The 25,118-nt window shown below is 59.9% G+C and carries 30 protein-coding genes; 13 read left to right on the top strand and 17 right to left on the bottom strand.

Features of this window, described 5'->3' with window-relative positions; translation table 11 throughout:
* The 3 genes from Q3Y64_RS05035 to Q3Y64_RS05025 all read left to right on the top strand — a co-directional run bounded on the left by Q3Y64_RS05035 (position 1) and on the right by Q3Y64_RS05025 (position 2,649).
* The gene (locus Q3Y64_RS05035) at positions 1–795 is read left to right on the top strand and encodes a sulfhydrogenase subunit delta (protein WP_303560342.1); all 795 of its coding nucleotides are present in this window, start codon (positions 1–3) and stop codon (positions 793–795) included.
* A 3-nt stretch (positions 796–798) separates the two neighbouring features.
* A complete protein-coding gene (locus tag Q3Y64_RS05030) occupies positions 799–2,106 on the top strand; it encodes a Ni/Fe hydrogenase subunit alpha (protein ID WP_303560341.1) in 1,308 nt (435 codons plus the stop codon).
* Positions 2,107–2,214: 108 nt separating this feature from the next.
* Positions 2,215–2,649, top strand: coding sequence for a hydrogenase maturation protease (locus tag Q3Y64_RS05025; protein ID WP_303560340.1), 435 nt, complete (start codon positions 2,215–2,217; stop codon positions 2,647–2,649).
* Here Q3Y64_RS05025 and Q3Y64_RS05020 read toward each other — a convergent pair.
* From Q3Y64_RS05020 to Q3Y64_RS05000, 5 genes are all read right to left on the bottom strand, one after another.
* Positions 2,621–4,471 (bottom strand): tetratricopeptide repeat protein, encoded by a 1,851-nt coding sequence (locus Q3Y64_RS05020; RefSeq protein WP_303560339.1) that lies wholly within the window; start codon positions 4,469–4,471, stop codon positions 2,621–2,623. The two genes, Q3Y64_RS05025 and Q3Y64_RS05020, sit on opposite strands and share 29 nt — an antisense overlap.
* A gap of 123 nt (positions 4,472–4,594) precedes the next feature.
* Positions 4,595–5,296, bottom strand: coding sequence for a pectate lyase (locus Q3Y64_RS05015; RefSeq protein ID WP_101943954.1), 702 nt, complete (start codon positions 5,294–5,296; stop codon positions 4,595–4,597).
* A gap of 578 nt (positions 5,297–5,874) precedes the next feature.
* Positions 5,875–6,576, bottom strand: a complete 702-nt coding sequence (locus tag Q3Y64_RS05010) for a pectate lyase (protein WP_101943952.1) — start codon at positions 6,574–6,576, stop codon at positions 5,875–5,877.
* A gap of 389 nt (positions 6,577–6,965) precedes the next feature.
* Positions 6,966–7,496, bottom strand: a complete 531-nt coding sequence (locus Q3Y64_RS05005; RefSeq protein ID WP_303560338.1) for a type II secretion system protein — start codon at positions 7,494–7,496, stop codon at positions 6,966–6,968.
* Positions 7,490–7,990 carry a type II secretion system protein gene (locus tag Q3Y64_RS05000; protein WP_101943949.1) on the bottom strand — a complete coding sequence of 167 codons (501 nt, stop codon included), beginning with the start codon at positions 7,988–7,990 and terminating at the stop codon, positions 7,490–7,492. The genes Q3Y64_RS05005 and Q3Y64_RS05000 overlap by 7 nt, the downstream gene beginning before the upstream one ends.
* A 226-nt stretch (positions 7,991–8,216) precedes the next feature.
* Here Q3Y64_RS05000 and gspG point away from each other — a divergent pair, with 226 nt between their 5' ends.
* The 10 genes from gspG (at position 8,217) to Q3Y64_RS04950 (ending at position 18,377) form a co-directional block, all read left to right on the top strand.
* On the top strand, positions 8,217–8,657 hold the full coding sequence (gene gspG / locus Q3Y64_RS04995) for a type II secretion system major pseudopilin GspG (RefSeq protein ID WP_101944041.1): 441 nt from the start codon (positions 8,217–8,219) through the stop codon (positions 8,655–8,657).
* Positions 8,658–8,681: 24 nt separating this feature from the next.
* Entirely contained in the window at positions 8,682–9,866 is a 1,185-nt protein-coding gene (locus Q3Y64_RS04990; RefSeq protein WP_303560337.1) for a type II secretion system F family protein, read from the top strand.
* Between the two features lie 8 nt (positions 9,867–9,874).
* Positions 9,875–11,542, top strand: a complete 1,668-nt coding sequence (locus Q3Y64_RS04985; RefSeq protein WP_216821778.1) for a GspE/PulE family protein — start codon at positions 9,875–9,877, stop codon at positions 11,540–11,542.
* A gap of 31 nt (positions 11,543–11,573) precedes the next feature.
* Positions 11,574–12,344 carry a hypothetical protein gene (locus tag Q3Y64_RS04980; protein ID WP_143707450.1) on the top strand — a complete coding sequence of 257 codons (771 nt, stop codon included), beginning with the start codon at positions 11,574–11,576 and terminating at the stop codon, positions 12,342–12,344.
* Entirely contained in the window at positions 12,341–12,916 is a 576-nt protein-coding gene (locus Q3Y64_RS04975; RefSeq protein WP_101943942.1) for a hypothetical protein, read from the top strand. Before Q3Y64_RS04980 ends, Q3Y64_RS04975 begins: the two co-directional genes overlap by 4 nt.
* A complete protein-coding gene (pilO, locus tag Q3Y64_RS04970) occupies positions 12,913–13,488 on the top strand; it encodes a type 4a pilus biogenesis protein PilO (RefSeq protein ID WP_303560336.1) in 576 nt (191 codons plus the stop codon). Before Q3Y64_RS04975 ends, pilO begins: the two co-directional genes overlap by 4 nt.
* A 350-nt stretch (positions 13,489–13,838) precedes the next feature.
* A complete protein-coding gene (locus tag Q3Y64_RS04965) occupies positions 13,839–14,021 on the top strand; it encodes a hypothetical protein (protein WP_303560335.1) in 183 nt (60 codons plus the stop codon).
* A gap of 4 nt (positions 14,022–14,025) precedes the next feature.
* Entirely contained in the window at positions 14,026–16,146 is a 2,121-nt protein-coding gene (locus tag Q3Y64_RS04960) for a secretin N-terminal domain-containing protein (RefSeq protein ID WP_303560334.1), read from the top strand.
* Positions 16,139–16,534: a type II secretion system protein gene (locus tag Q3Y64_RS04955; protein ID WP_254048278.1), complete on the top strand. Its 396-nt coding sequence runs from the start codon at positions 16,139–16,141 to the stop codon at positions 16,532–16,534. Before Q3Y64_RS04960 ends, Q3Y64_RS04955 begins: the two co-directional genes overlap by 8 nt.
* Before the next feature lie 544 nt (positions 16,535–17,078).
* Positions 17,079–18,377 (top strand): integrase family protein, encoded by a 1,299-nt coding sequence (locus Q3Y64_RS04950; RefSeq protein ID WP_303560333.1) that lies wholly within the window; start codon positions 17,079–17,081, stop codon positions 18,375–18,377.
* 275 nt (positions 18,378–18,652) lie between these two features.
* On the opposite strand, the gene Q3Y64_RS04945 is transcribed toward Q3Y64_RS04950, so the two are convergent.
* The 12 genes from Q3Y64_RS04945 to Q3Y64_RS04890 all read right to left on the bottom strand — a co-directional run bounded on the left by Q3Y64_RS04945 (position 18,653) and on the right by Q3Y64_RS04890 (position 25,092).
* Positions 18,653–18,964: a hypothetical protein gene (locus tag Q3Y64_RS04945; protein ID WP_303560332.1), complete on the bottom strand. Its 312-nt coding sequence runs from the start codon at positions 18,962–18,964 to the stop codon at positions 18,653–18,655.
* Between the two features lie 84 nt (positions 18,965–19,048).
* Positions 19,049–19,207 (bottom strand): hypothetical protein, encoded by a 159-nt coding sequence (locus Q3Y64_RS04940; RefSeq protein ID WP_303560331.1) that lies wholly within the window; start codon positions 19,205–19,207, stop codon positions 19,049–19,051.
* Between the two features lie 440 nt (positions 19,208–19,647).
* The gene (locus Q3Y64_RS04935) at positions 19,648–19,902 is read right to left on the bottom strand and encodes a hypothetical protein (RefSeq protein WP_303560330.1); all 255 of its coding nucleotides are present in this window, start codon (positions 19,900–19,902) and stop codon (positions 19,648–19,650) included.
* A gap of 55 nt (positions 19,903–19,957) precedes the next feature.
* On the bottom strand, positions 19,958–20,080 hold the full coding sequence (locus Q3Y64_RS04930) for a hypothetical protein (RefSeq protein WP_303560329.1): 123 nt from the start codon (positions 20,078–20,080) through the stop codon (positions 19,958–19,960).
* Positions 20,081–20,107: 27 nt separating this feature from the next.
* The gene (locus Q3Y64_RS04925) at positions 20,108–21,484 is read right to left on the bottom strand and encodes an ISL3 family transposase (RefSeq protein WP_303560328.1); all 1,377 of its coding nucleotides are present in this window, start codon (positions 21,482–21,484) and stop codon (positions 20,108–20,110) included.
* Between the two features lie 27 nt (positions 21,485–21,511).
* Positions 21,512–22,363, bottom strand: a complete 852-nt coding sequence (locus Q3Y64_RS04920) for a phosphoadenosine phosphosulfate reductase family protein (RefSeq protein ID WP_303560327.1) — start codon at positions 22,361–22,363, stop codon at positions 21,512–21,514.
* 256 nt (positions 22,364–22,619) lie between these two features.
* Entirely contained in the window at positions 22,620–22,901 is a 282-nt protein-coding gene (locus tag Q3Y64_RS04915) for a hypothetical protein (RefSeq protein ID WP_303560326.1), read from the bottom strand.
* 466 nt (positions 22,902–23,367) lie between these two features.
* The gene (locus Q3Y64_RS04910) at positions 23,368–23,694 is read right to left on the bottom strand and encodes a hypothetical protein (RefSeq protein ID WP_303560325.1); all 327 of its coding nucleotides are present in this window, start codon (positions 23,692–23,694) and stop codon (positions 23,368–23,370) included.
* A gap of 49 nt (positions 23,695–23,743) precedes the next feature.
* A complete protein-coding gene (locus tag Q3Y64_RS04905; protein ID WP_303560324.1) occupies positions 23,744–23,986 on the bottom strand; it encodes a hypothetical protein in 243 nt (80 codons plus the stop codon).
* Positions 23,983–24,399, bottom strand: a complete 417-nt coding sequence (locus Q3Y64_RS04900) for a hypothetical protein (protein ID WP_303560323.1) — start codon at positions 24,397–24,399, stop codon at positions 23,983–23,985. Before Q3Y64_RS04900 ends, Q3Y64_RS04905 begins: the two co-directional genes overlap by 4 nt.
* 1 nt (position 24,400) lies before the next feature.
* Positions 24,401–24,748, bottom strand: a complete 348-nt coding sequence (locus Q3Y64_RS04895) for a DUF1937 family protein (protein ID WP_303560322.1) — start codon at positions 24,746–24,748, stop codon at positions 24,401–24,403.
* The gene (locus tag Q3Y64_RS04890) at positions 24,745–25,092 is read right to left on the bottom strand and encodes a hypothetical protein (RefSeq protein ID WP_303560321.1); all 348 of its coding nucleotides are present in this window, start codon (positions 25,090–25,092) and stop codon (positions 24,745–24,747) included. The genes Q3Y64_RS04895 and Q3Y64_RS04890 overlap by 4 nt, the downstream gene beginning before the upstream one ends.
* Between the last annotated feature and the right edge of the window lie 26 nt (positions 25,093–25,118).

The raw sequence follows: 25,118 nt of genomic DNA, 5'->3' as shown, positions 1-25,118 counted from the left end.
ATGAGCGCCAAACCGCGTGTCGCGATTCACAAGTTCGCCTCCTGCTCCGGCTGCCAGCTGGCCTTCGTGAACATGGGGGCCGAGCTGATCGAGCTGACCAAGCTGGTCGATATCGCCCACATGGCCGAGGTGGGCCATGTGCTGTCCGAAGACGAGGATATGGACATTGCCTTCGTCGAGGGCTCGATCACCACGCCGCATGATGTGGAGCGCCTCAAGAAGATCCGCGAGCACAGTCGCTTCCTCATCACCATGGGCGCCTGCGCCACCTCCGGCGGCATCCAGGCCCTGCGCAACAATGCCGACACGGCCGAATGGATGCGCTCGGTGTATGCCAAGCCCGAGTTCATCCACTCGCTGTCGTCCTCTGGCGCGATTGCCAACTACGTGAAGGTGGATTTCGAGCTATGGGGCTGCCCGGTCAGCGTGCGCCAGATGCTGGCGGCGGTGCGTGCCTTCCTGTTTGGCGTGACGCCGCCGAACCTGCGCGAGAAGGTCTGTCAGGAATGTAAACGGCGCGGCAACAACTGCATTCTGGTCACGCAGGGCGCGGCCTGCATGGGGCCGGTGACGCGTACCGGCTGCGGCGCGTTGTGCCCGAGCTTCGGCGCGCCGTGCTACACCTGCTACGGCCCGGCCGAGAACATCAACGTCGGCAGCTTTGGCCGACGCCTGATGGGGCTGGGCCTGTCGCAGGAGCAGGTGCTGCGCAAGTTTGCCTCGATCAACAACGCGTCGCCCGCTTTCAGTGATGCCGCCAAATTGTTCTGCTCCGAACCCTGGATGGAAGAGTAAGCGATGACAACACTTGATCCGAAACGCGATATCGACATCCAGGTGCCGCTGCTGACCCGCGTGGAAGGCGAAGGCTCGCTCGAATTCACCGCGCGCGATGGCCGCATCGAGCAACTCCAGCTGCGCATTTTCGAGCCGCCGCGCTTGTTCGAAAAATTCCTCGAGGGGCAGGACTACACCGAAGTGCCGCACATCGCCGCTCGGGTTTGCGGCGTCTGCCCGATTGCCTACCAGATGACATCCATCCGGGCGATGGAATCCATCTTCGGCGTGGTCGAAGATCCCTGGGTGCATGCCATGCGCCGGGTGATCTACTACGGCGAATGGCTGCAGAGCCACGCGCTGCACATCAACCTCTTCGCCGCGCCGGATTTCCTCGGCTATGCCGATGCCTTGCAGATGGCCACGCGCTATCCCGAAGAGGTCAAGCGCGGCATGCTGCTGCAGGGGCTGGGCAACGACATGCTGCGCCTGCTCGGCGGCCGCTCGGTGCACCCCATCGGCCTGCGCGTGGGGGGCTTCCATCGTGCGCCACCCAAGCACGAAGTGGCCGATCTGGTCGACAAGCTGCTCGCCGCGCGCGATGCCGTGCGCGAATTCGCCGCTTGGGCGGTGAGCCTGCCGCGCCCGGTGGATGAGCAGGACTTTGTCAGCGTCGCCATTCGCCATCCGCAGGAATACGGCATCAACGAAGGCCGCTTGGTGTCGGACAAGGGGCTCGATATCGGCTTCGATCAATACCCGGCGCACTTCCATGAGCATCAGGTGGAGCACTCCACCGCCCACTACTCGATGATGGACGGGCGCAGCTACTTCCTCGGCCCGCTGGCCCGCGTGAATCTGAATTTCGATCGCCTGCCGCAGGAAGTGCAGGATTTCTCGCACGATCTGGGCCTCTCCTTCCCCTCGCGCAACATGTTCATGAACGTCGCCGCGCGCGCGCTGGAATGCCACCTCGCCATCGTCGAAACGCTGGACATCCTGCAGCACTACAAGCTGCCGACCCGCCCCTGGCAGGACTACACGCCGCGCCCCGGCATCGGCCACCACTGCACCGAAGCGCCGCGCGGCATGATCTACCACCGCTTCGAGATCGACCGCGACGGCCGCGTCAAGACTGCCAGCATGATCCCGCCCACCTCGCAGAACCAGGCGCGGCTGGAGCAGAACCTGCATTCGGCCGTCGAGCACTACGGCCTCGATCAGCCGGACGAAGCGCTGCGCGAACTGTGCGAAAAAGTGATCCGCAACTACGACCCCTGCCTCTCGTGCTCCACCCACTTCCTCAAGCTCAAGGTCAATCGCGCGTGAGGATCGGGAGTAGGGCGTGGGGCGCCGCGAGCAGGAGCGGCCTCCGGTCGCGAGTTGATTTTGTGGGAGCGAGGCCCACGGCGCTGAATGCGCACGCGAAGAATCCGAATGACTGAAACCCTCATCGCCGGCATCGGCTCCTCGCACGGAGCGGACCGTTTCGGCTGGGCCGTGATCGAGGCCTTGCGTCATGAAGCCCTGCCCGGGCGGGTGAAGCTCGTCGCCTGCAGCCTGCCCGCCGAGCTCACGCCGCTGCTGCTTGAAGCCCCGCGTGCCATCGTGATCGATGCGCTGCTCGGCGACGGCCTCGCCGGCACGCTGCATCAACTCAGCGTGGCCGATTTGCCACAGGCCGCACTGCGCCTCTCTTCCCATGGACACGGTCTGGTCGATGCAGTTCGCCTGGCCTGCGTGCTGGGCATGCCGGCCGAGCGCCTGACGGTATTGGCCCTTGATGTCGCACGCCCAGAGGCTGAGCTTCAGGAGGCGTGGGTGACGATGCTTTGCGAACGGGTCAGCTTGCTGCTGCAGCGGGCGGTCTGAGTTCCGCGATGAAGCTTGGCAGGATGGCGCTGATCTCTTCAATCACACCACTCCAGTCGTCTGGGACAGTCTGACGGAACAGTCGCATGGACGGATACCAGGGGCTGTCCGCACGGCCTAGCAGCCAGCGCCAGTCCGGCTTGGCCGGCAGCATCAGCCAGGTTGGACAGCCAAGGCTTGCCGCAAGATGGGCAACCGAGCTGTCCACCGTAATGACCAGATCCAGTTCGCTGATCAATGCCGCGGTCTCCTCGAAATCTGTCAGCTCTGTGCGCAGATCGCTGAGGCCACTGATGGCAAAGGCCGGAAGATCAGACTCGCGAATCTCTGGCTGTAGACACAGCCAGTTGGCGGGATGTTCCAGCAAGGTTTGCAGCTTGGCCAGTGCAATGCTGCGCTTGTGATCGTTGCTGTGGCGCGGGTTGCCGGAGAAAACCAGACCGATCCGGGGATGCTGGGAAGCGGCAATTTTGCCGAGCATGTCCCGCCAGTACTGGCGCCGGGTAAGGTCTGCGGTGAGAGGTGCGGGCGGAGGCAGGTTTTCAAGTGTGCTGCCGAGCAGACCTGGCAGGTCCAGCAGAGGTACGCAATAATCGGGCGTGGGTCTTACCTCGTCACGCAGCGCAATTTCCGCTACCCCTTCTGCCCGCGCCAGAAGCCTCGCCAGTGGTGGCCAGGTTTCCAGTATGACGCGTGCGCCGAGCGCCTCAAGCTGGCGGGCATAGCGGCAGAATTGCAGGCAATCTCCCAGGCCTTGCTCGCTCAGGAGCAGGATGCTTCGTCCTGCAAGTGAGGTCTGTCCATCCCAGCGCGGAGCGGGCAGGGGGCGGTCATTGAGGCGCGCCTCTGGTGCCTGCCAGCGCCATTGATAGAGCGGCCAACCCCTTTCAAGATCACCCCGTAACAGATGGCACAGGCCTTCGTTGAGGTGGGCCATCACATGCTGCGGTTCAACCTCGCGGGCGCGTTGATAGCTGGCGATGGCTTCCTCAAAGCGACCCAGGGTTTCGCAAGCCGCACCGCGATTATTGAGTGCTTCGGCATGTGCAGGTTGCAGCAGGAGGAGCGCATCGTAGGCGGCGAGGGCATCCTCGCAACGGCCGCTGGCACGCAGGCAGTTGGCCCGGTTAAAGAGGGCGTCTGCATACCCTGGTCTCAAGGCCAGCGCAGCGTCGAGTGCATGCAGGGCTTCATCAAAGCGGCGCAGATCGAAGAGCACGTTGGCCCGGTCGTTCAGCGCCTCCGGATAATCTGCGCGCAGCTCAAGTACGCGATCGAGGCTGGTCAGTGCCTCTTCAAACCTGTTCAGGCGTCGCAGGGCATTGGCCTGCGCTATCCGGGCGCGCAGAAGGTTCGGTTTGAGTTTCAAGGCCTGATGAGCCGCGGCGAGGGATTCGGCGTGGCGCTCGAGACCACGCAGCGCATCGGCGCGGCTGGTATGGGCGTCGGCATTGTCAGGCTGGAGTGTCAGCAGGCGATCGAAACAGTCGAGGGCTTCCTCGAAACGGTGCAGCAGATTGAGCACGCCGGCCAGATTGTTGAGTGCCGCTACATCATGTGCTTGCTGTTGCAGCGCTTGGGTGATCAGTGGTGCAGCGAGGGCTGGTTCCCCGCGCTGTGCGTGCAAGACCCCCAGCATGTGGAGTGCATCGAAATGTTTGGGGGCCAGTTTTAGGGCCTGTTGATAGAGCGGCTCGGCTGCGCCCAGATCACCGGCACGATGACGCTGCAATGCCTGGGCAAACCAGGGTGCTGCGAGCGCATCCTGTTTCGAGGGGCGGGGGGCCGCTACGGCGGGCTTCCTGGATTTGATCGGCTTCATGCCTGTGGCCTCAGGGATGGGCTGGAATCGAAAATTCTAGGCCTTCGCCACCGTGGTGAGAGACGCCCCGGAAGAACGGCAGGACCCCGCCTGCGGGCGGGGTCCTGCTTGCTGCGATAAAGCTCAGTAAGACGTCACGTTGCTGCTGGAAACCACGCAGTTGCTGGTGTTCCACTTTTCGCCAATAGCGGTCGGCTCTCCACTGGTGGTGCCTTTGTAGGTGTAGCAAACCTTGGGGCTGCCGGACTTGTAGCCTTTGATCTGCAGGTTGGTGATTGTTGCCTTGTCGCCGTAGTTTGTATTAATCCCTACGACGGCAGCATTCACGGTGTTGAGCTTGACGCTATCAATCACGACATAGCGAGCCGAGCCATTGGTGGAGCAGTTGCCACAGGAGCGATACAGCTTGCCGATGTTCTCTCCGTAGAAACCACCGTAGATCTGCACTGTTGAGCCCAGACCGTTGTGCTGGAATACCTTGTCGCTGGCGTTGTAGGCCGAACCACCTTTCACATACATGGTGGTGCCGGCGCCGCCTTTCATGGTGGCTGCGTCTTCACAGACGTCGGCCCACTTCACGTTTTCAAGCTTGCAGCTACCCAGGCAATGAATGCCGTCGGCGGCTGCGCCCGCCTTCAGGACCACGTTTTTGATGGTGGCTCCGGCCGCCAGAACGAATACCGGTTGCTGGCTTTCGGACTGACCATCGCAAGAGGTGCCGACGGTGGCTCCGGAGTAATCAACTGTTCCGGAAATGGTGGTCGTGGCCGATGCGCTCAGGGTTGATACGGCGAGCACAAGACCGAGGATGAGTTTGCTGTACATGTTGTTTGTCTCCAGGCATGAACTTCATTATTAGGACTATTGCCTGGCGCCTTCTGCTGCACGATCCGGGGCGCATCTGGTCAATAGCTGAAGGGCACTCTGGTTCAGGCCAAAAGCCCTGTCAAGGATGCTTAAGGCATCAGGCAGGGTCTGAATTGATCTCGGTAACATGCTGCTCAGCAAGATAAGTTCAGTTTGCGCTGTACTTGTTTTGATACCGGAAACATTTGTCGGTTTTGAAACTAAATGTTGGCACGCTACGCGGCGTTTGGCTGGGCGCCGTGCAAAACCACTGAAAGCCTTGGTATGGGGCCAGCGAGGGGCATTTGATCCGGCCATACACCAATCCTTGGTGGCTGAGCAGAGTGCTACATTCTGTTGCAGCAGGTGTTTGTGCTGCAGAGCAGCAAAAAATTCCTTTGGAATTAAACGGATGTTGCTTTGATTAAGGGAAAGTCCCTAGATGAAAAACGGGTGAGGTGTCGCGTACGAATCTGATGACTAGAAAATTAAAAGGCCCGCCGAGGGCGGGCCTGCGGAGTGCTAGGCGCCGGTGAGGCGCCTGCATTCAAGATGGCTCAGTAAGAGGTTACGTCGGTTTTGCTGACGTTACAGGCGGTGGTGTTCCACTTTTCGCCCAGGCTGGTCGGCTCTGAGCCACTCTGTACGCCCTTGTATTCGACACACACTTTAGGGCTGCCGGATTTGTAGCCCTTGATCTGCAGCGTGCGAATGGTAGCCACGTCGCCGAAGTTGCTGTTTACCCCCACTACCGAAGCCGACACATTGGCCAGCTTGGTGCTGCTGATGCTGACCTTGCGCGGGCCTCCGTTGGAAGAGCAGTTGCCGCAGGAGCGGTAGAGCTTGCCGATAGTGTCCGCAGCAAAGCCGCTGATCTTGATGGTGGAGCCGATGCCGTTGTGCTGGAAAACCTTGTCTGAGGCCTTGTAAGCGGAGCCACCGACCACATTCATGGTTTTTCCGGAGCCGCCTTTCATGGTGGCTGCGTCTTCGCAGACATCGGCCCATTTCACGCCCTGGATGGTGCAGGAGCCGAGGCAGTGCACGCCGTCAGCCGCAGCCCCGGCCTTGAGGACTACGTTTTTCAGCACTGCGCCATCCTTTAGCACGAAGACCGGCTGCTGGCTTTCAGACTGACCGTCGCAGGACGTGCCAACCGTTGCGCCACCATAGTCCTTGGTGCCTGAAATGGTTGTAGTAGCTGACGCAGTCAGCGCCGAGATGGTGAGCACGAGGCCCAACAGAAGCTTGCTATACATGTGAATGTCTCCAGATCTTTTGAGTTTGGGCTGCAGTCGGTGAGTCGGGTGATATACCCGGCTGCCGCCTTCAGCTTCCTTGTGTTACCCGTCACTTCTTTGCCACAGAAGGCGAATAGAGAATTGCGGGCAGACGAAATCTGGTATGCGAATGGGCTGGCGTCAAGGAACGGAGTTGTTTGACCGCACGTTAGTTGTTTGTCAATTGCGAATTGAAGTGGCTATGCGGATGTCTTCAAAGCGCCGCTTTCCGGGCCGCTCGAGATTGTTCAATGGAAGAATTTTGTAATGGCTGGGCGCTGTGGAGGGCAGGGTGAGACCGCGAACATTCCGACGAACGGCTGCCGTTTCAGGGCTTTAGTCTCATCCGACATGAATGCTGGCGGTTTTTACTCTGCCCGTTGGGAGGGCGCAAGCTCGCAGCCGGCATCGGTACACACCACGCCATAGACGAACACCCAGTCCGCATAGCGCTTCTTGCCCTTGAAATGGAAGAACTCGTCCGGGAAGTTATCCACCCGTATGGGGGTTTCCGGGGAGCGACTGTGTACGCCAAGGATGCCCTGGCCATCGAGAGTGCGAATCAACACCCAGTCATTTTTGCCAGTGAGGGGGTCTGCATAAAGGCGACGGATATGGCGTTTGACTTGCGGGAAGCGTGGGTCGCGCAGAAGGTCTTCCAGGCGCGCAGGCGCTGCTGCCGTGGCTCCTGGAGGGGCCGCTTCAAAGTAACTGCGGATCGCACGCTTGTATTGCAGGCCGACGAACATCAATTCGTCTTCCACCTGGCGGCGCTGGGAAATGGCTCCGAGCTGGATGGCACTGCCCGCAGCCAGCCCGATGACGGCGATCACCAGCAGCAGGCCGATATAGGTGAAGCCGGCAAGCCGGGCCGAGGTTTGGGGGCGGGGCTTTACCATTGGCGGTAGAGCACACCATTCAGACCCATGCCCTCCGCCTTGCTGTAGACGTCGAATACATCGACGCCTTCCTGCGGATCACTAGCTTCGCTGGTATAGGCTCTCAGGCCCCAGGTTGCGCCGTTGGGCAGGCTGGGGTCGGCGCTGAAAGGGTCGCGCGGGATGCGGCGCAGGAAGAAAATCTTCTGGCCTCTCGCATTGCGCTGGTCCGGTGCTCCGATGACGAGATCATCCAGAGTCTTGGGGTATCCGCTACTGTCGATGGCGCGCTGGATGATGCCCTGGTCTGCGGCGAGTTTGTAGGCGTCAAGTGCGGTGCGAATCTCGCGTAAAGCCAGGCGCAGTTCCTGCTCTTTGCTGCGCTGAAGTGCCACCTGGGCAAGCGGCACCGCGATGCTCGCCAGCATGCCGAGAATGGCCAGCGAGATCAGCATTTCGATCAGGCTGAAGCCAAGGCGATGAGTCGGACGGGATGATCGGGCAGAGGTCTGCATGGCTGGCAAATCTATTACTTTCGACAAAGAGGTTACACCTTTACATGCAGCCACATCACTCGGGCGAACCCCTTGTTGCCAAATAGTCGACGGGCGGCAGGCAAAGGGGGGTATTCCTTGTGCGCTGCCGATTGGAAGTCGCGCAGCTTTGTGGCAGTCTAGCGCCGGTGGAGACAGCCGCCGGTACAGGCCGCAGACAATACAGAACATCGACAGGATGCAGAACATGAAGCAGAAGCACGCAAAGCGCGCCGCGCACACTATGCGCAACCTTGGTTTTACCCTGCTGGAATTGCTGGTCGTGATGGCCATCATCGGCTTGCTGGCTGCCTATGTGGGGCCGAAGTATTTTTCGCAGTTGGGGAAGTCTGAGCAGAACGTGGCCAAGGCCCAGATTGAAGCTTTCGGCAAGGCGCTGGATACCTTCCGTCTGGATGCCGGTCGTTACCCGACCACGGCTGAAGGGCTCAATGCCCTGCTCACCAAGCCGGTGGATGTGCGGACCTGGAATGGTCCGTATCTGGCCAAGGCGATTCCGCTGGACCCCTGGGGCAAGACTTATATCTACAAGATTCCCGGTACTCGCGGGCGCGACTTCGACATCATTTCCTATGGTAGCGATGGTCAGCCTGGCGGTACGGATGTCGCCGCCGATATCCTGAACTGATCCGCGCTTTAGCGTCGGCTCCAAGTGCAGTTCGAGGTACGTGCCCTCTCGTCGGATAACCGCCTGCAGACCTTGCTGGTCGAGGCGGTGGATGCGCTCGCCGCCCGCAAGAGCGTAGAGGCGAAGAATCTGCGCATCGTGACCGTGCGCAGCCGTGGCCATGCTCGCAGCGGTGGCGCGCGTGGCAACTTCTCGCTGGTGATGTTCAGCCAGGAGTTGCTGTCCCTGCTCGAAGCCGGCTTGAGCCTGGTTGAAGCGCTGGAAGGTCTGATCGAGAAGGAGACTACCCCGGTTTCGCGTAGCGTGATGGAAGCCTTGAATGCCCGCATCCGCGAAGGCTCGAAGCTCTCCGATGCGGTGGCTGCCCAACCGGAGTTCTTTCCGCCGCTCTTCATCGGCATCGTGCGCGCTGCCGAGCGGACCAGTGATCTGGCTCAGGCCTTGCGCCGCTATATCGATTACCAGACGCGTCTGGACATGGTTCGCAGCAAGATCATCAGTGCCACCATCTACCCGGCGGTTCTGTTCTCGGTGGGCGGTCTGGTTGGACTCTTCCTGATGACTTACGTGGTGCCCAAGTTCGCAGCCGTGTACAAGGACAGTGGTCGCGAGATGCCCTTGATGTCGCGCTTGCTGCTGTCCTGGGGGGAGCTCCTCGGGCAGCACACGCTGCTGGTCGGCATCGTCATGCTGGGGGTGGTGAGCGGCTTGGTGTGGATGGTGCGGCGCAATTCGCGTGAAGGCCGCTGGGCCCAACTCGCCAAGAAGATTCCGGGCATCGGTGAACGGGCCCGGATTCTGGAGTTGTCGCGGCTTTACCTCACGCTGGGGATGCTGCTCGATGGCGGGATTCCGATCGTGATGGCGATGGAGATGGTGGAGACTTCCGTGTCTGCCGAAACCCGTTTCAAGCTCAAAGGCGCTTGCGCCCAGATTTCGAGTGGCGAGAGCCTGTCGCAGGCTTTCGAGCAGCATGATCTGTCGACGCCGATCGCCTTGCGCATGCTGCGTGTGGGGGAGCGCTCCGGTCAGCTCGGAGCGATGCTCATGCGCTCGGCGAATTTTTACGAGGGTGAGAGCGCCCGCTGGATCGAGCGTTTTTCCAAGGTCTTCGAGCCCGCATTGATGGCCATGATCGGCGGCGTGATCGGTGTGATCATCGTGCTGCTGTACATGCCGATCTTCGATCTGGCGGGCTCGCTGCAATGAATGACAGCATGATCGAACTTGAAACCCTGAAACTCGCGCGCAGTTCTGCGCAGAAATCCGGGCGCCCGGTGATTGCCGAGCTGGAGGCCATGAGTGGACTCGACGCCCGCGAAGTGTTGCGTGCCGTTGCGGCCCACTTCCATTTTCCGGTCATCGAAACGGCGCACATGCTTGATCTGCAGCCGGCCTTTGATCTGCTGCCGCTGGGGCGGGCCCAGCAGCGTGGCTGCGTGCTGATGCGTGATCCGGCCAAGTCGACGGCTGTGCTGGCCGTGCTGTCTGATCCGTTCGATGAGGATCTGCAGGTCTGGCTGGAGAGCAGTACCGGCCGGGCGCTACGTTATCGCCTCGCACTGCCCTCTGACATCCAGGCCTATCTTTCGCGCCAGGAAGAGTCGATCCGGGCCATCGACAGCATGATCACCACGGATTCTGGCGTGGCGGTGGATGGCAAGACACTGGAGAGTCTGACCTTCGCTTCGGTGAGTGATGCGGCCAGCCCGGCAGTGAAACTGGTCAACTCCACGCTCTACGATGCGCTGCGCCAGGGTGTGTCGGACATTCACCTGGAGAGCACGCCGAACGGCATGGTTTCCAAATACCGCATCGATGGGGTGCTGGATCTGGTGGCCACCATGCCCGGCGTGGCGCTGGCCGAGCAGGTGATCTCACGTATCAAGGTTTTATCGGAGCTTGATATTGCTGAGCGCCGCGTGCCTCAGGATGGCAGCTTCCGTGTTGAGGCGATGGGGCGTGAGATCGATCTGCGGGTGTCGATCATGCCCAGCATTCACGGCGAGGATGCGGTGATCCGGATTCTCGACAAGCAGGCCATGGTCGAGGCGCATGGCGGGCTGACTCTGGATGCGGCCGGTTTTGACCCGGATACCCTGGCAACCTTGCGCCGCCTGGTGCAGGAGCCGTATGGCATGGTGCTGGTGACCGGCCCGACCGGCTCGGGCAAGACCACCACGCTGTATGCTGCTCTCTCTGAAATCAATCACGGCCGCGACAAGATCATCACCATCGAGGATCCGGTCGAATACCAGTTGCCGGGTATCCTGCAGATCCCGGTTAACGACAAGAAGGGCCTGACCTTCGCGCGTGGCCTGCGATCAATTCTGCGTCACGACCCGGACAAAATCATGGTCGGTGAAATTCGTGACAAGGAAACTGCGGAGATTGCAGTGCAGTCTGCGCTTACGGGTCACCTTGTGCTCTCCACGGTGCACGCCAACAACGTTTATGACGTATTCGGGCGTTTCCATCACATCGGCGTCGATCTGTATTCCTTTGTCTCGGCCCTGAACGGTGTGATTGCCCAGCGCCTGGTGCGCCTGAACTGCAAGCATTGTGCCGTTCCCTACCGGCCGACGGATGCCGAACTGGCCGATGCCAGCCTCAGTGCGGAGGCGGTGAAGGATTACGTGTTCATGAAGGGGCGTGGCTGCGGGGATTGTCGTGGTTCTGGCTATCGTGGTCGCAAGGCGGTGGCCGAGGTGCTGACGATGAATCCCGAAATTGCCGAACTGATTGTCGAGCGCCGCTCGGTGCGTCAGATTATTGAGGCCGCACGCCGCAACGGTACGCGAAGCCTGTATGAGGACGCGCTGAGCCTGGTGGCGACCGGCGAAACCACGCTTGAGGAGGTACGTCGTGTCACACTCGCGGCGTAAACATTACGGATTGGGCTTGGGCTGCAAGGAAATGACGGTAGTTGACCTCGCTTCCCGACGCCCGCTCACATCGCTACCGCTGGACGCCTATGTGCCGGGCGTGGCCCATGCTGTCAGCGCAGACTGGGGACCCTCGATTGCAGCTCTGGCTGCCCAGATCGGGCAGGGCAGTGGGGCGGATCTGCAGGTAACGGTGGCGGATGAGTGGGCCCGCTACTGGATTTTCATCGTGCCGGAAGGCGTTAGTCGCCTCGAAGAACTCCAGGCGCTCGCCGCGACGCGTTTCGAGGCATTGTTCGGTGTCAGCATGCAGGGCTGGTGCATGCTGGCAGACTGGCGCGCAACTGGGGCGATTCTGGTCTGCGCCTTGCCTGAAAAGCTCGTCAATGCCCTGCAGGCCGCAGGTCTCAAGGGCTGGCGCGTGCGTTCCATCCAGCCCTCTGCCGTGCGTTTGTTGGGGGCTTTCGCGCGCCAGATTCCGGATGAATGCTGGGTGGCTGTGTATGGTCGTCATGGCGTTTTGCTAGCGCGGGTTGCCGAGGGTGAGGTGGTCCATGTGCGCCGCCATCCGCTGAGCAAGGTGGTCGATGTCGAGCGTCTGGAAGATTTGCTGGAGGCCGAAATCCTGCGCCTTGGCGGTGAGGCACCGCCCGTACTGTGCGTGCTGGGTATCGAGCCGCCACTGGAGCCCGATAGCAAGCTGGCTGGCATGCGGTTGTTGATGCTGCAACAGAACGAGGAGGCTGGCCGCACGGTACGTTCTGAGGCCGGCACGCTGGCTTTGCAGGGAGTGCGCGGATGAAGTCCCTGCAGATTGAATTTGCGTCTTCTCGCACCGGCGGGCACCGCAGCTCTGCGCGGAAGTGGTCGCTGGCCGTGCTGGTGGGGGGCGCGCTGGCTTTGTTGGGTCTGGTGGCCGGCAGCAGCTTCTCCCGCGAAGCCGGAGCACTGCGTCAGCAGGCGGCCGAGCTGGCCATGGAACGGGATGCCTTGCGCTCGGCTGCCCGACATCAGGAGCAGATCGCACCAGACATGCTGGATTCGATCAATGGCGTGATCCGCATCATGGATTACCCCTTGATCGATATTCTCGAAGCGCTCGAACACCGCGCGCGCCCGAACGTGGCCCTGATGTCGGCCGAGCTGGGGCCGGTTCGCTCCACATTCCGTATCATTGTTCAGGCTGCAAGCCTGCCTGAAGCGCTGGATTACCTTGAAGACATGCGCAATGAACCCGGATTCCAGAATCTTGCGCTGACTCGTCAGGAAGCAAGTGGTGGTGATGGTCAGGGCTGGCGCTTCACGTTTGAAATGCCGCAGGCCGACGCGGTGCCGCGCGCCTTGAGCAAGGCGCCGGCAAGGGGGCAGGAATGAAGCGCGTCAATCTGGATTCTGCCGCGCACCTGCGCCTGCAGGCTGAACTTGCATTGTGGCGCTTTGGCTGGCGTTTACCGCTGGCCGCGGTTGCGCTGTTGGCAGCCTTGCTGACCGGGCTGGTCTGGCTTCCGGCACAGTATCTCGGTCTGCAGGCCGCACAGGCAGAGCTGGAGCGTGCCCGGCAGACTCCCAGTGGTTTGAGCGTGCAGCAACAGGTGCCCCCGCTGCAGTTGTTCCGCGACACGCTGGCGATGCAGGATGCGACGCCGACCCAGCTACGCGTGATTCACCAGAAAGCGATCGAATCGGGTCTGAGCGTTGCCCAGCTTGATATGCGGCGGCAGGCTGACGGTGCCGGCGCCTTCTCGCAACTGCAGGTGTCGATGCCGGTCAAGGGTTCCTATCCGTCACTGAAGCGCTTTCTGGGTGAAATGCTCGGCCAGATGCCTTCCGTATCGGTAGACCAGCTCAACATCAAGCGCGAGCAGACTGGCAACAACATCATTGAGGCGCAGATTTCGCTTTCCATCTGGCAGCAGCCGGTGGCGGTCACGGGGGGCGCACGATGAGTTCGCGCCAGCGTCTCCTGCTGATGCTTCCGCTGCTGGCCATAGCGGGCTGGCTTGCCTTGTTTGGAGACAAGACGCCACCGGAAGAGCAGGTAGCCATGCCTTCGCGTGGCATTTCTGCACCTGCTTCGGCTTCTCCCGGAGCACCGGCTGCAGAGGCTGTTTCTGAGCCGGAAGAGGCTCGCCCTGGGCAGGTCAAGCGTTTGGGGGCGCGAATGGGTCTGGTTGAGAGAGGCCAGCGGAGTACTGATCTTTTCAGTGGCACCGGGAGTGCTCCTCCCCCGCCAGCGCCAGCTGAAAATACGCCCCCTCCGCCGCCACCTGAGCAGCCTTTCATATTGATTGGTCGCATGCTTGAAGCGGGGCGCTGGCAAGTGTTCCTTGAGCGCAATGGTGTGGCTTGGGCCTTGCGTGAAGGTGAGGTGGCGGATGGTTTCAAACTCGTGAAAGTCAGCAGCAATGAAGTGAGGCTGTTGCGTGAAACGGACAAGACAGAGCTGGTAATACCGATCGATGGCGACAAGAGAGATTGAGCACATGAACACCTCCCGATATTTGCGCAAGGGGGCTGCCATCCTGGCGTTCGGCCTGCTGGCGGCCTGTGCCACCAGCGGCGTGCAGTCGAGCCTGGAGCGTGCCCAGGCTCTTAGCGCCGCAGGTCAGTACGGCCCGGCTTGGCAGACGTTGCAAAGAGCCAGCGCGGATCACCCCGATAACGCCGAACTGCACAACGCAACGCTGGCTGCCCGCGAACGCTATGCGCTGCAATCCTTGCGTCGTGCCGAGTCAGCTCTGAATGAAGGGCGTTGGGAGGACGCACGCAGCGCCTATCGCGAGCTGGCTGCAATTCCTGGCCAGGCCGGTAAAGCCAATGAGGGGTTGGAGCGTGTCCAGCATGCTCAGGATGTGTCAGCTGTGCCCGCTGCACGCAAACTTGCTGCGCCTGCTGTGCTCGCCTCTACCAGTGTTGCCAGCAGCACTTCTTCTGCATCGGTAGCTGCCGTAGCAGGTGGTACTGCACTTCCGGGGCAGGCGGCGAATGCCGTGCCTTCAGTTTTTTCCACTTCGTCGGCCCAAAGCTCCGCTGTGACGAGCGAGTTGCCCCAAGTGTTTGCGAACGGCAGTCAGGCGTCTGCTTCGTCAGCCATGGCCGTGCGTGAGCGTAGCACTGCCGCTGTGCGCGGCAATGCCATGTCTGCTGCCTCACTTGCCGCGGCCGCACCTGCCGTTCAAGCACCTCTGGCACCCACTCCCGCTCCGGTCGCGGTGGAGGATCCGATGGCTCGCCGGGTTACGCTGGAATTTCGTGATGCAACCGTGCGCTCGCTCTTCGATGTGATTGGCAAGGCTTCCGGCCTCAACGTAATTTTCGACCGCGAAGTTTCGCCTGACCTGCGGACTACGGTCTATCTGCGCAATACGACGGTTCGCTCTGCTATCGAAAAGATCGTGATGACCAGTGGGCTCGCCTGGCGCAATCTCGATGAGAACACCCTGCTGGTCTATATGGACGACAGCAACAAGCAGCGTGACTATCAGGCCCTCACGGTGCGAAGTTTCCAGCTCTTCAACGCGGATGCGAAGTTTGTCGCCAATAGCTTGAAGACGGTGTTGCGCTTCACTAATCTGGTCGTGGACGAAAAGCTCAACATGATCGTGGTGCGTGATACGCCAGAAGCCATCGCCATGGCCGAGAAGCTGGTGGCCATGCACGATCAGTCCGAACCGGAAGTGATGCTGGAAGTGACCGTGCTTGAAGTCAGCAAGGGCAAGCTGGAAAATCTTGGCGTGTCCTGGCCGACTTCAGTGAGCCTGACGCCGCTTGCGCGTAGCGCCTCTCCGGTCTCAACCACGAGCTCTGGAACGACGAGCAGTACAACCCCCCTGACTCTGCGTGATCTCTGGGGCTTGACTCCGGGCTCCTTGGGTATGACCTTAGGGAGCGATCTCGCCCTTAATTTCAATGCCACTGACAATAGCCTCAATTTGCTGGCCAATCCTCGTATTCGCGCCAAAAACAAGGAAAAGGCCAAGATCTTGATTGGTGAGCGGGTGCCTAATATCAGTTCCAATACGACCTCCACAGGAGTGGTCAGTCAGGCGATTACCTATATCGATGTGGGTCTCAAGCTGGAGGTTGAACCGCAGATTTTTCCCGGCGACGAAATTTCCATGAAGGTGAATCTGGAGGTTTCCAGCATTACCAGCACGGTTGAGAACAAAGCCGCGGGCATCGTTGCCTACCGCATTGGTACACGTAATGCGTCAACAGTGCTTCGCCTCAAGGATGGCGAGAACCAGATCCTCGCTGGCCTGATCCAGGATATCGACAAGAAAACGGTCAGCAAGGTGCCGCTCTTGGGAGACATCCCTATTCTTGGGCGCTTATTCCGCTCTGACTCCCCGGATGAGAGCAAGACTGAAATCGTGCTGTCGATCACGCCGCGCCTGGTCCGTCAGAACCGTACGCTGGATGCGGATGCTCGCAGCTTCAATGCGGGCACCCAGAGCAGCTTGCGTGGCCGTCGTGAGGGGGGGGATGGGGGTGGTTCTTCGATCGAGTCTTCTCCCCAGGTCCAGCAGCCGGTGCAGCAAATCGTGGTGCAGCCGGTGAGCAACGGCGATGGCTCCCGCAAGTTTGGTGGTTCAAGTGACTGATTTGCAGCGCGCGGCCCCGGCAAGCCGGGGTTTCACCCTGATTGAGATGATCGTGGCGATGGCCATTCTGGCTTTGCTGCTGACCATCGCGGTGCCGCGCTACTTTGACGGCCTGGATCGGTCCAAGGATGCGGTGTTGATGGAAAACCTGAAGGTCACGCGTGACGTGATCGACAAGTTCTATGGCGACAATGGCCGCTATCCAGACTCACTCGGCGAGCTTGTTGACAAGCGCTACCTGCGTGCGTTGCCGGTGGATCCGATCACTCAGAGCAGTCGCAGCTGGGTGATCGTGCCGCCGGAGCCCCCGTTGCGCGGTCAGGTCTATGACCTGCACAGCGGTGCCAAGGGACATACCAAGGACGGCCGCCCATACTCAATGCTTTGAGAAAGACCCGGTTTGCTGGTAATGCCGTTCACTTAGGTGAACGGCATTTTTCATTTTGAGGCGTGTGCACTGATTCGCCGCGGGGCGATTCAATCTGCTTGCGGGTTTCGTCGCGCTTCTCGGGGGCTTCATCACTCGGAAATCTGGGGATATACGCCAAGCCCAAGACGCTTTTCTTTGCCCCCGAATGTGCCCCCGAGAAGGGGGATGTCTTGCTACGTCCTGATACGATCTACAGAGCAAAAAGCCCGCTGTGTGCGGGCTTTGCAATGTGTCCTGATACGGTGTGATTCTTTGTTTTGGTGCCCGGGACGGGAATCGAACCCGTACAGCTTGCGCCGAGGGATTTTAAGTTTGCTGTGGGCACTTTCCAGTAAGCTCTATTACGATCCTTTTTGACACTTCTTTCCTTGCTGCGCCTGCGTTTTGCGGCTTCTGTTTGCCGCTTTTGATCTGGCTGAATGTGGCTCGTCGTATTTCTGCCCCCTACATAGCCCCTACACGGTGGGCTGTGTAGAATCCGGCGCAGGACAAAAGAGGCGACATGGCCACAACAAGAATCAAGCTCACAAAAACCAGCGTTGAGGCGCTGCAGGCGCCGGCTGAAGCATACCTGATCGTGCGTGACACTGAAACGCGCGGCTTTGGCTTGCGCGTGACGGCCTCTGGGGTGAAATCCTACTTCGTTGAGCGTGTAGTAAACGGCCGGAATGTGCGGGCGACGGTGGGCCGGCACGGTGAAATCAGCGCAACCGTGGCGCGGGAGCGTGCGGAAAAGATGCTGCTCTCGATGCGCGACGGGATTGATCCGGTGCTGGAGAAGCGCGCGCGGCTGCGCAAGGCCGATGGTGTGACATTCGGCCAGGTGGCCGAGGCTTACATTTCCGAGCGCGAGGGAATGCAGAAGGGCGGGATTAAGCCCAGCACGGCCGAGGGCTATCGTTACGACCTAGACAAGTACCTCGCACCGCTGATGGGCAGGGAGGCGGCCAGTATCACGCGCGGAGATGTGGCGGATCTTCACAAGGTGATCAGCGCCGTTGCGCCCACGGCAGCCAATCGCGCCATGCGTCTATGCCGGGCGGTGTTCAACTTCGTGCAGGATAACGATGATTACCTGACGGCTGGCGGTGATGCGTTGGTGCTATCCAACCCGGTTGCTGTGCTGAAGAAGCGCCGGCTGTGGAATCCGTCGAGCCGCAAGCATAACTACCTGGCGGATCTGGAGCTTGGTCGGTGGCTTGAGGCGGTGCTGACGCTTGACCCGCTGCGCTGGTGCGAGACGCACGCGCTTGGCACGCAGCGAGTCGCCGCGGTGCAGGCTTATTTGCTGCTGATGGTGTGCCTGGGCTTGCGATCAAGCGAGGCGGCCAAGATCAGGCGGCAGGATTGGAACCCCGAAACGCGCGTGCTGACGGTGGCTGATCCGAAGAATCTGAACAGCGCCGGCCGGTCGTTTGCAGTGCCTGTGGGCTGGCGCATGGAGTGGGTATTGAACCGGCAGGTGGCGGAAATCAAAGGCGCCTGGCTGATACCGAATGAAAAGGGCGACTCGCACATTGTTGATCCGCGCTTCCCGATTGCTGACGTTCGGGAGCGCGGGGCGCACTTCACGCCGCACGACTTGCGCCGCACCTTTGCAAGCCTGCTCAATTCGCTTTCTCCGGCGCCCAGTATGTACCAGATCAAGCGCCTGCTGAATCACACGCCAGACCGGGCAGACGTGACGACCGACTACATCCAACACGACATCGAAACACTGCGGGCAATCGTGCAGCGCGTTGAGGATGCAGTATTTGGCTCGATCACTTCGGCGCGGCCGTTGTGTAATCACGCATCCTGACGCGCGGCAATTCACGCGCCAACCACTTGCCTAGCTCGCGGCCTATCGCGGTTGGTGTGGTGGTTTCGATCTGCGTTGATCGCTTCCCGTCGCGACGGACACAGCAGCGCCCGCGTGAAACATGGATCAGTTCAAGCACCGCGCCTGGGCCGTTGCGTGACTTCAGGCGGATGGTTATGTCTGCTGGAAGCTTTGCCATTTTTGACCCCTAAGAATTGCGCGAAAGCCGCGCCATGCCTTGTTATCGGCATGGGCTGCGTTGTTTTGAGTGAGCCCTACAATACGTTAGGCCCCAAAGCCTCGCGAGCCATGCGCCGATACGTTTCAGGGTCGGAGGCCATGTGAACGCACATCGCGCCATCAAGCGTGTAGCCGTCCTTCAAGTCGCGGCGCCATGCCGAGATCGGGTCGGCAATGTCGCGCAAGGCTTGGCGCAACCGCGCCACCTCCGCCGCGTCAGCCGCAACCGGTTCCGGCAACTCAGCTAGCGCCGCGCGCCACACGTCGTTCATGCTCTTGCGCAGCATCACGGCGCGTTGCATGGCCTTCTGCATCGGCTCGGTCGCGTTCTCAGGTAGTGTCGTCATCGTCAGTTCCTCTCGCTTTGGTTGCATAGCGGCCTAACCATTCCTTCAACCGGACCTTCGGCCGGTTAAGTCAAACGTTAGGCGTCATTTGATGTACCGATCAAGCACTGATTCAAGAGCCGCAGCTTTTACGCTCAGTGCCTCTTTAACGTGCTTCGGTATTGACGGGTCAAATTGCATCCCCGCAAACAGATTCACGATGTTCTCAATCTCTTGCAGTAACTCTTCTCTTACAACATCCATGGTTATCTCCAGTTGTTGCCGTCTAACTTCTACGTCGAGCGGGACTCGCTCCGCTCGCCCCTCACGTCAGCCGTTATGCCCCAGCGTTCCAGCTACGTTCCGATTCAGCGTCCCACCGAAGGAAGGCCAGAAAGTTGTCGAACCCGTCGCCGTACTCAAGAAAGCGCATGTATCGCTCTTGCGATTTAGTCCGTTTCTTTGGCTTCGTAGGTTCGCCAACTATCGGCACTCCAAGGAAGCAGCCGAGCCCGTTCCATTTGGTGCATTGCCAGCCGCACGAGCACTTGTCTTTTGCGTTGCCGTTTCCGCCCCTGTCGCACTCACTGCAGGCCGTCCATGCTTTGCCGTTGTCATCGGTAAAGCTGTGGCATAACCCTGCAGTCGAGCGGGACTCGTCTTTCGCTTCGCTCATTCCTCACCCCTCACTTACACGTTATGGATCAAATCCGCCAAAGACCGCGAGGAATCCGGGACAGTGAAGCCACGCCCATCAACAGGATCTGGTTCACCATCCAGTCTTTTGCGCGTCGCTCTGGCGTTCTCGCGGCCAGCCTCTTAGCCCGCTCTGCCCGTGCTTGTGCTTCGCGCTCTTCTGCCGCCGCGCGTTCAGCCTTCCGCTTGGCCTCGCCTTCGGCCTTGCGCTGTTCAAAGGTTCCGCGTTGTTTTGCCTGTCCCATTCTTTTCTCCAGATCCATAACTCTTCGCTTGATCGGGACGGCTGACGCCGCCCCTCAGCTCAAACGTTAGGCTTCACCGTTCAATCGCTGTTTGTGTCATGCCACCAGCAGCGGCATAAACGTCATTCGGGTAGTTGGCGGTCGGCCAGATACCGTCCTTGAAGTTCTTCGCCATGTATTCTTCGGTCAGCTTCACCGCCTTCGCCACAGCATCTTCAACCGGCTATCCGGTTTTCCGTGTGGAAGCCTTGCGATGAGCAATAAGCTTCTCCGTGTTGAAACGAGGTTCGCAGACTTCGCAGACCAGGGCGCGCTTCGCACGCTGGCCACGCATTACTGGCGGCAGTGTGACCAGGTGCATGTCCTCGGCTCGACACGGCAGCCCGCAGTTCTCGCACGGGTTCCCGTTGTCCTTGATGAGGAACTCGATGTGCAAGGGCTGCTTCACCGGGTCGCCGTAGTTGGCCAGGATGCGGGCGCGCAGCACCTCGAAGCTGTACCCACGTCCAGCCTTGACGATGTGCTTGGTCAGGCTGTTCAGCGACTCGGTGTAGGCGTTGGTGTAGGGATGGTCGAAGACCGCCAGAATCTCCCCACGCCAGTTGCGCATAGCGGTCAGCAGCTTCCTGAACTCCGGCTTGATGCTGACCGGCACGGTGTATTCGTCGAACGCCTTGATGGCTTCGTCCCTGGGCAGGTCGAAGAGGCTGTAGAACGCCTCCTTGGCTCGGTACGCCGCCGCAATCTCCGGCTCGTTGTCCAGCCACATATCCAGGTTGAAGCGCTGCTTGTCGGTCAGATTGGCAGGCCGCTTCTGCAGCATAACCTTGGAGCGAACCCAATGCCGCCGCACACCAGTGTCTCTTGCCTTGGCCAGCCTGATGCGCACCTGGTCCATCGCCTCGCTGGCCATCCGCATGATGTGGAACTTGTCGACCACCACGACCGCGTTGGGCAGCAGCTCGGCGGCAATCCGCTGATAGGGGCGCCACATATCGATGGTGACGACCTTGACGGCGTTGCGGTCCCTGAAGTGCCCCAGCCATCTGGCCAGCGTGTCCTTGTCCCTGGAGTGGAGCATGTCCAGCAGCCTGCGGCCTTCCACGTCCGTCAGCACCAGGCGCATCTCGCCGGCAATCTGCGTCTCGTCGATGCCCAGCACCCTGGGCAGCCTGGGCGCGTGCTTGGCCTCCAGCTCTCCCATGCGCTCCGCAGCCACGGCCCGCACCGTCTTCTCGTCGATGCCAACCTCTCTGGCTACATGCACGAACGTGTGCTGCAGCGCCTGCTTGGCGATGAACTCCGCGCACCGGATGGTCATGCGCCGCTCGTCCAGAACGCCACCCAGCGGCTGCAGGAATGTCTCCCCACAATCCCGGCACCGATAGCGCCTTACCGTCGCTTCCAGCTTGGCTGCAAAGCCGCGCAGCGGCGAGTCCGCATACGTCGTCTTCTTCGTGCCGTGCCGGTACAGGCTCACGCTTCCGCACTTGGTGCATGCCTTGGGCTCGTGCAGGTATTCCGCCGAGAAGGTCTCCACCATCCCCTCGGTCCTCTTGTCGGTCAGCGTCCAGCCGTCCATATCCAGAATGTCTCTCATCCTCGGATTTTAGTGTGGAAACGAACCTCATGCAGCCAACTCCACGGTTTCGAAGAGGTCGCATTGCTCCGAGCAACCTCCGTCATGGGTTGGCGGTCTGTAAGTGGAATCTACGGACTTGAACTCCGCGACAAGGCTCGGCGCGCTCCGGAAGCCGCGATACATGCGACGCGGGCCAGGGACATTGTTCGGGCCTACGTTCCGATAGAGCATGTCCAGCTTCACAGGGAAATCGAAGTTCGCGGGGTCTTCCCGGTAAAGCGTCAGGAGTTTTCGGTCAGACTTCTTAAAGCAGCCAATGCAGTTTCCTTGGTGCTCCGGGATATTCAGGTCCCAGTCGAATCCGTCAAAGAAAGCCAGGACGTCGTCTTTGAATGTCGGAGTCCAGTCAATGAGTGGATACACAATGCGCTCTCGCTTCGCAGTCTCAGGATTGACTCGACGTGTCTCATCCAGCCGAATTCCAATAGCAGTCTCGTAACTCCTATTCTTCCATCCGATGGACTGGGCGTAGCTCTGCATTGCATTGCGCTTCAGTTCGCGTGTGCAGAGCTGAAAAGTCATATTCGGCAAGCCATAAGCGGAGCAAACAGCTTCGAAAGGCTCGCCATTCCGACTTGCGGTCTCATAGGTGACGACTCGATGCCCAGACGATTTCCCAGTCTCCCGTCTCGGGACGGCTTCAACCCACACAACGCCGAGGTTGTAGCGATTATCGACCTCGTTAACGAAGCGCAAAGTGTCGGGATGCTCCCATCCAGTATTCGCAAATACGAACTTCATGTCGTACCGTTCAGACAAGTGCTGCTTCAGCCAGATACTCATATAGGCAGACGTTCTGCCGCCAGAAAAAGATACGCGCAGTCGGGGTTTGTTCATCTCAGCATTCCACACGAAATTCCGTCTCATGATTATAGTGCATCATCATGGTTTCCACACGTTATTCCGATTACCCCTTCAACCGAATACCCGGCGTAGCAGTTGTCGTGATTCACTACATTCACCCATTGGCTATCAAAAAGCCTGATTTCTTGCTGTTCTGCCATATCAACCCCTGTCATTATTTAGCCAGCCTAACAATTCGCTTGATCGGGACCGTCCCTGCGGTCCAGCCCCTCAGCTCAAACGTTAGGCGTCAATGCACCTTGTCCGTTTTCATAGCCTCAAACCGGCTCAGAATCGTGTCACCCATAAGCAGGATGTTTTCCAGCACTTCCGTGCTCAATCCCTTGCAAGCATTCACGCAGGCAACAATTCTCCGGGCATTGTCTTCTCGCATGGTCGGGTTGTTTTCGCCAAAGTCGAGCGTCACCGCAATAGCTGCGCGGTCATCAAGTCCGCGAATCACCGACTCTTCTACCCCGTCGTTATCGAAAGACTCTTCAGAAACCTTCCAAGGTTCAGGTGTGTGCATCATTTGTCCTTTTCAAAATGCCGCCTAACCCGGCGGTCAAGGTCGTTCGTTTCACTCACTGGACTCGCCGCTGCGCGGCTCGCCCCTTACCTCTACGTTATGCGTCAGAGTCCCGGCTGCTTATCCTGTCCAGCGCGTCATGTATCGCTGGCCACCCAGTTTCAAGCCCCGCGTCTCGGCGCTCATCAATCACGGTAACAATGTCCTTTTTGCACCTTGCTCGTTCAGCTTTCTGTGCCGCCTTCTCAACCGCTCGGCCAAAAAGTTCCAGCCTCGCCTGCAGCATTCCGCTTACATTTGCAGGCCCAAGCCCGGCGTTTCCTGCCAGCGTCATCAGGTCGCTATAGGTGAGTCTTCCGCATAACACTGCAGTCGATGGGACCGCCCCTTGCGGCGCTTCTGTGTTCGGTTGTTGCTCCATGCCCATCACTCCTGTTTCTGTTCGTGAGGGCGGCCCCTCACTTCCACGTTAGTCGACACAATCATTGCCGTGATAAAGAGCATGCGGGCATCTTTTGTCGCCACATTTCGGGCAAATCGACATCCGAGTGCGCAGAATATTGGCCTCAATATCGCAGCGCTCGCAATGGCATTTGACGCGCAGCACTTCGTCAAAATCCGCATCGGTCATATCGTGCAAAGATTTGCGCCCGACAATTTTCATTTCAGCGCCGCTGCAAAACGGGATCAGCGCAAACAAGGCAATCTGCATAAACTTGGCAGAGATATAAATCCTCCTCAGCGCTCCGCCGCGAAAATCAAGTTTCATTGTTTGCAAAATATTCTCCTGCTCCATGTGTCGGCTAACCCTGCGTGCAAGATGGACCGGCTTTCAGCTAGTCCCTTCACTCCACGTTAGGCTCTTCTCCGCCGGCCAGGTACTTGCGCACCGCTCCGGCCCGGTAGTACACAAACTTGCCGCGCTTGGTAAAGGGAGGGTCGTTCGGGTAGTCCTTGCGGCGCTGGCTCAGCAGCGCGCCGCTCATTCCTGTTCCGGCTTCGATCACGGCCAGCGGCAGCAGTGCGTCGTCTGGGGCTAGGTCAAAGCGCATGGCCATGGCGACTTGCTCGGGGATTGTTGGTGTCATGCTTTGCTCCTTGCTCGGATGGCGTAAGCGTAGGCATTGGGCCCGTCCTCTTCGTGCATGGACTCGCACACTTGAGCGCAAGCCTCCCGCTCTTCAGCCTTTGCCGCCTCGATTTCAGCGGTGAGGGCTGCGCGGGCTTTGTCATGAAACTGCGCAATGAACCCACGGCTGAACTGGTCTCCAATCTGTAATCCGAGTTCCAGCGCCCCCGTCACCAGCTCAAGCTGCTCCCTCAACCGGCGATTCACACAGCCGCTGAAGTTGCACTTCGGGCCGCAGCTATGGATTCCACGAGCACGCTCGTTCTCAAGCTGGCGGCGCAGCTCTGAGTCATGCTCTGGAACAAGTCGCGTTCCCGGCTTCAGCGGTTCCTGCGCCCAGATACTTCCGTCACTACGGACAATCGCTACCATTTCAAGCCTCCATGTAGGTAACTAGCAGGCCGTTGCGGCGGGCGCGGTTGATTTCCATCTGCACGCCACGCGAGGCTTCCCAGCCCGGGATGCGCAGCACGCACAGCTGACGGGCGCGATCCAGCATGCCGAAGCAGTGGTTCATCCAGAAGTCGTGGCTCTTGAGGTTGTCGGCGCTGACGTGCGCTTCGAGACTCACGCCGTGGCTGATCGGCGAATAGACGATGTGGCCTTCTTCCATGAGCTGCGCCGCGGCCTTATTGATGAGGTCGGCGCGCTGGCGCATGGCTTCGGCTGGTTCCATGCCTTCAGGCAGGCCGGTGGAGTAGGGGGCGGCGAGGTAGATCATGCAGCCTCCTTCTCTTCTTCATCCGACACAGCGCGGAACTCAGCCAGAAGCTCCTGGCGATTCTCTTCAACCCATGAAAGCAGTCTCTGTGCTTCATCCAGGCGCGGATGCAGAGACAGGCAATCGTCTTCCATGTCGATCAGGTTGTTTTTCGGGTTCAGGATCACAGCGCAGAAACCGCCGACGATCCGGCCCATGAAGCCCGGTGCGCTGTCGATGATCCCCTTCAGTCTGGTGTGCAGGTGCTGAAGGTGCTCGAAGTCGTCTTCATCAAACCAGTCAGGAACTTCCTCGCCTTGCTTTGCGGGGTAGTCTCCCCGGTCGATCGCGTCGATCAGCGCCATCAGGTCATATGCTGCATCGCAGTCCT

The organism is Uliginosibacterium sp. 31-12, from assembly GCF_030548425.1.
In the GTDB taxonomy this organism is placed as follows: Bacteria; Pseudomonadota; Gammaproteobacteria; order Burkholderiales; family Rhodocyclaceae; genus Uliginosibacterium; species Uliginosibacterium aquaticum.
Note: the sequence above shows the minus strand (reverse complement) of the source record. Positions and strands in the feature narration are given on the sequence as shown.

What these genes read in the sequence shown, in the direction of transcription:
- Q3Y64_RS04965 (WP_303560335.1), top strand. Translation starts at nt 13,839, where the DNA reads ATGCTTGAAGCGGGGCGCTGGCAAGTGTTCCTTGAGCGCAATGGTGTG.
- Q3Y64_RS04935 (WP_303560330.1), bottom strand. Translation starts at nt 19,902, where the DNA reads ATGGATCTGGAGAAAAGAATGGGACAGGCAAAACAACGCGGAACCTTT.
- Q3Y64_RS05005 (WP_303560338.1), bottom strand. Translation starts at nt 7,496, where the DNA reads ATGGTAAAGCCCCGCCCCCAAACCTCGGCCCGGCTTGCCGGCTTCACC.
- Q3Y64_RS04950 (WP_303560333.1), top strand. Translation starts at nt 17,079, where the DNA reads ATGGCCACAACAAGAATCAAGCTCACAAAAACCAGCGTTGAGGCGCTG.
- Q3Y64_RS04905 (WP_303560324.1), bottom strand. Translation starts at nt 23,986, where the DNA reads ATGACACCAACAATCCCCGAGCAAGTCGCCATGGCCATGCGCTTTGAC.
- Q3Y64_RS04980 (WP_143707450.1), top strand. Translation starts at nt 11,574, where the DNA reads ATGACGGTAGTTGACCTCGCTTCCCGACGCCCGCTCACATCGCTACCG.
- Q3Y64_RS05025 (WP_303560340.1), top strand. Translation starts at nt 2,215, where the DNA reads ATGACTGAAACCCTCATCGCCGGCATCGGCTCCTCGCACGGAGCGGAC.
- Q3Y64_RS04910 (WP_303560325.1), bottom strand. Translation starts at nt 23,694, where the DNA reads ATGGAGCAGGAGAATATTTTGCAAACAATGAAACTTGATTTTCGCGGC.
- Q3Y64_RS04960 (WP_303560334.1), top strand. Translation starts at nt 14,026, where the DNA reads ATGAACACCTCCCGATATTTGCGCAAGGGGGCTGCCATCCTGGCGTTC.
- Q3Y64_RS04985 (WP_216821778.1), top strand. Translation starts at nt 9,875, where the DNA reads ATGATCGAACTTGAAACCCTGAAACTCGCGCGCAGTTCTGCGCAGAAA.
- Q3Y64_RS04915 (WP_303560326.1), bottom strand. Translation starts at nt 22,901, where the DNA reads ATGATGCACACACCTGAACCTTGGAAGGTTTCTGAAGAGTCTTTCGAT.
- Q3Y64_RS04925 (WP_303560328.1), bottom strand. Translation starts at nt 21,484, where the DNA reads ATGAGAGACATTCTGGATATGGACGGCTGGACGCTGACCGACAAGAGG.
- Q3Y64_RS04895 (WP_303560322.1), bottom strand. Translation starts at nt 24,748, where the DNA reads ATGATCTACCTCGCCGCCCCCTACTCCACCGGCCTGCCTGAAGGCATG.
- Q3Y64_RS05010 (WP_101943952.1), bottom strand. Translation starts at nt 6,576, where the DNA reads ATGTATAGCAAGCTTCTGTTGGGCCTCGTGCTCACCATCTCGGCGCTG.
- Q3Y64_RS05000 (WP_101943949.1), bottom strand. Translation starts at nt 7,990, where the DNA reads ATGCAGACCTCTGCCCGATCATCCCGTCCGACTCATCGCCTTGGCTTC.
- Q3Y64_RS05035 (WP_303560342.1), top strand. Translation starts at nt 1, where the DNA reads ATGAGCGCCAAACCGCGTGTCGCGATTCACAAGTTCGCCTCCTGCTCC.
- Q3Y64_RS05030 (WP_303560341.1), top strand. Translation starts at nt 799, where the DNA reads ATGACAACACTTGATCCGAAACGCGATATCGACATCCAGGTGCCGCTG.
- Q3Y64_RS04900 (WP_303560323.1), bottom strand. Translation starts at nt 24,399, where the DNA reads ATGGTAGCGATTGTCCGTAGTGACGGAAGTATCTGGGCGCAGGAACCG.
- Q3Y64_RS05020 (WP_303560339.1), bottom strand. Translation starts at nt 4,471, where the DNA reads ATGAAGCCGATCAAATCCAGGAAGCCCGCCGTAGCGGCCCCCCGCCCC.
- Q3Y64_RS04890 (WP_303560321.1), bottom strand. Translation starts at nt 25,092, where the DNA reads ATGGCGCTGATCGACGCGATCGACCGGGGAGACTACCCCGCAAAGCAA.
- Q3Y64_RS04940 (WP_303560331.1), bottom strand. Translation starts at nt 19,207, where the DNA reads ATGGATGTTGTAAGAGAAGAGTTACTGCAAGAGATTGAGAACATCGTG.
- Q3Y64_RS04920 (WP_303560327.1), bottom strand. Translation starts at nt 22,363, where the DNA reads ATGAACAAACCCCGACTGCGCGTATCTTTTTCTGGCGGCAGAACGTCT.
- Q3Y64_RS05015 (WP_101943954.1), bottom strand. Translation starts at nt 5,296, where the DNA reads ATGTACAGCAAACTCATCCTCGGTCTTGTGCTCGCCGTATCAACCCTG.
- gspG (WP_101944041.1), top strand. Translation starts at nt 8,217, where the DNA reads ATGAAGCAGAAGCACGCAAAGCGCGCCGCGCACACTATGCGCAACCTT.
- pilO (WP_303560336.1), top strand. Translation starts at nt 12,913, where the DNA reads ATGAAGCGCGTCAATCTGGATTCTGCCGCGCACCTGCGCCTGCAGGCT.
- Q3Y64_RS04945 (WP_303560332.1), bottom strand. Translation starts at nt 18,964, where the DNA reads ATGACGACACTACCTGAGAACGCGACCGAGCCGATGCAGAAGGCCATG.
- Q3Y64_RS04975 (WP_101943942.1), top strand. Translation starts at nt 12,341, where the DNA reads ATGAAGTCCCTGCAGATTGAATTTGCGTCTTCTCGCACCGGCGGGCAC.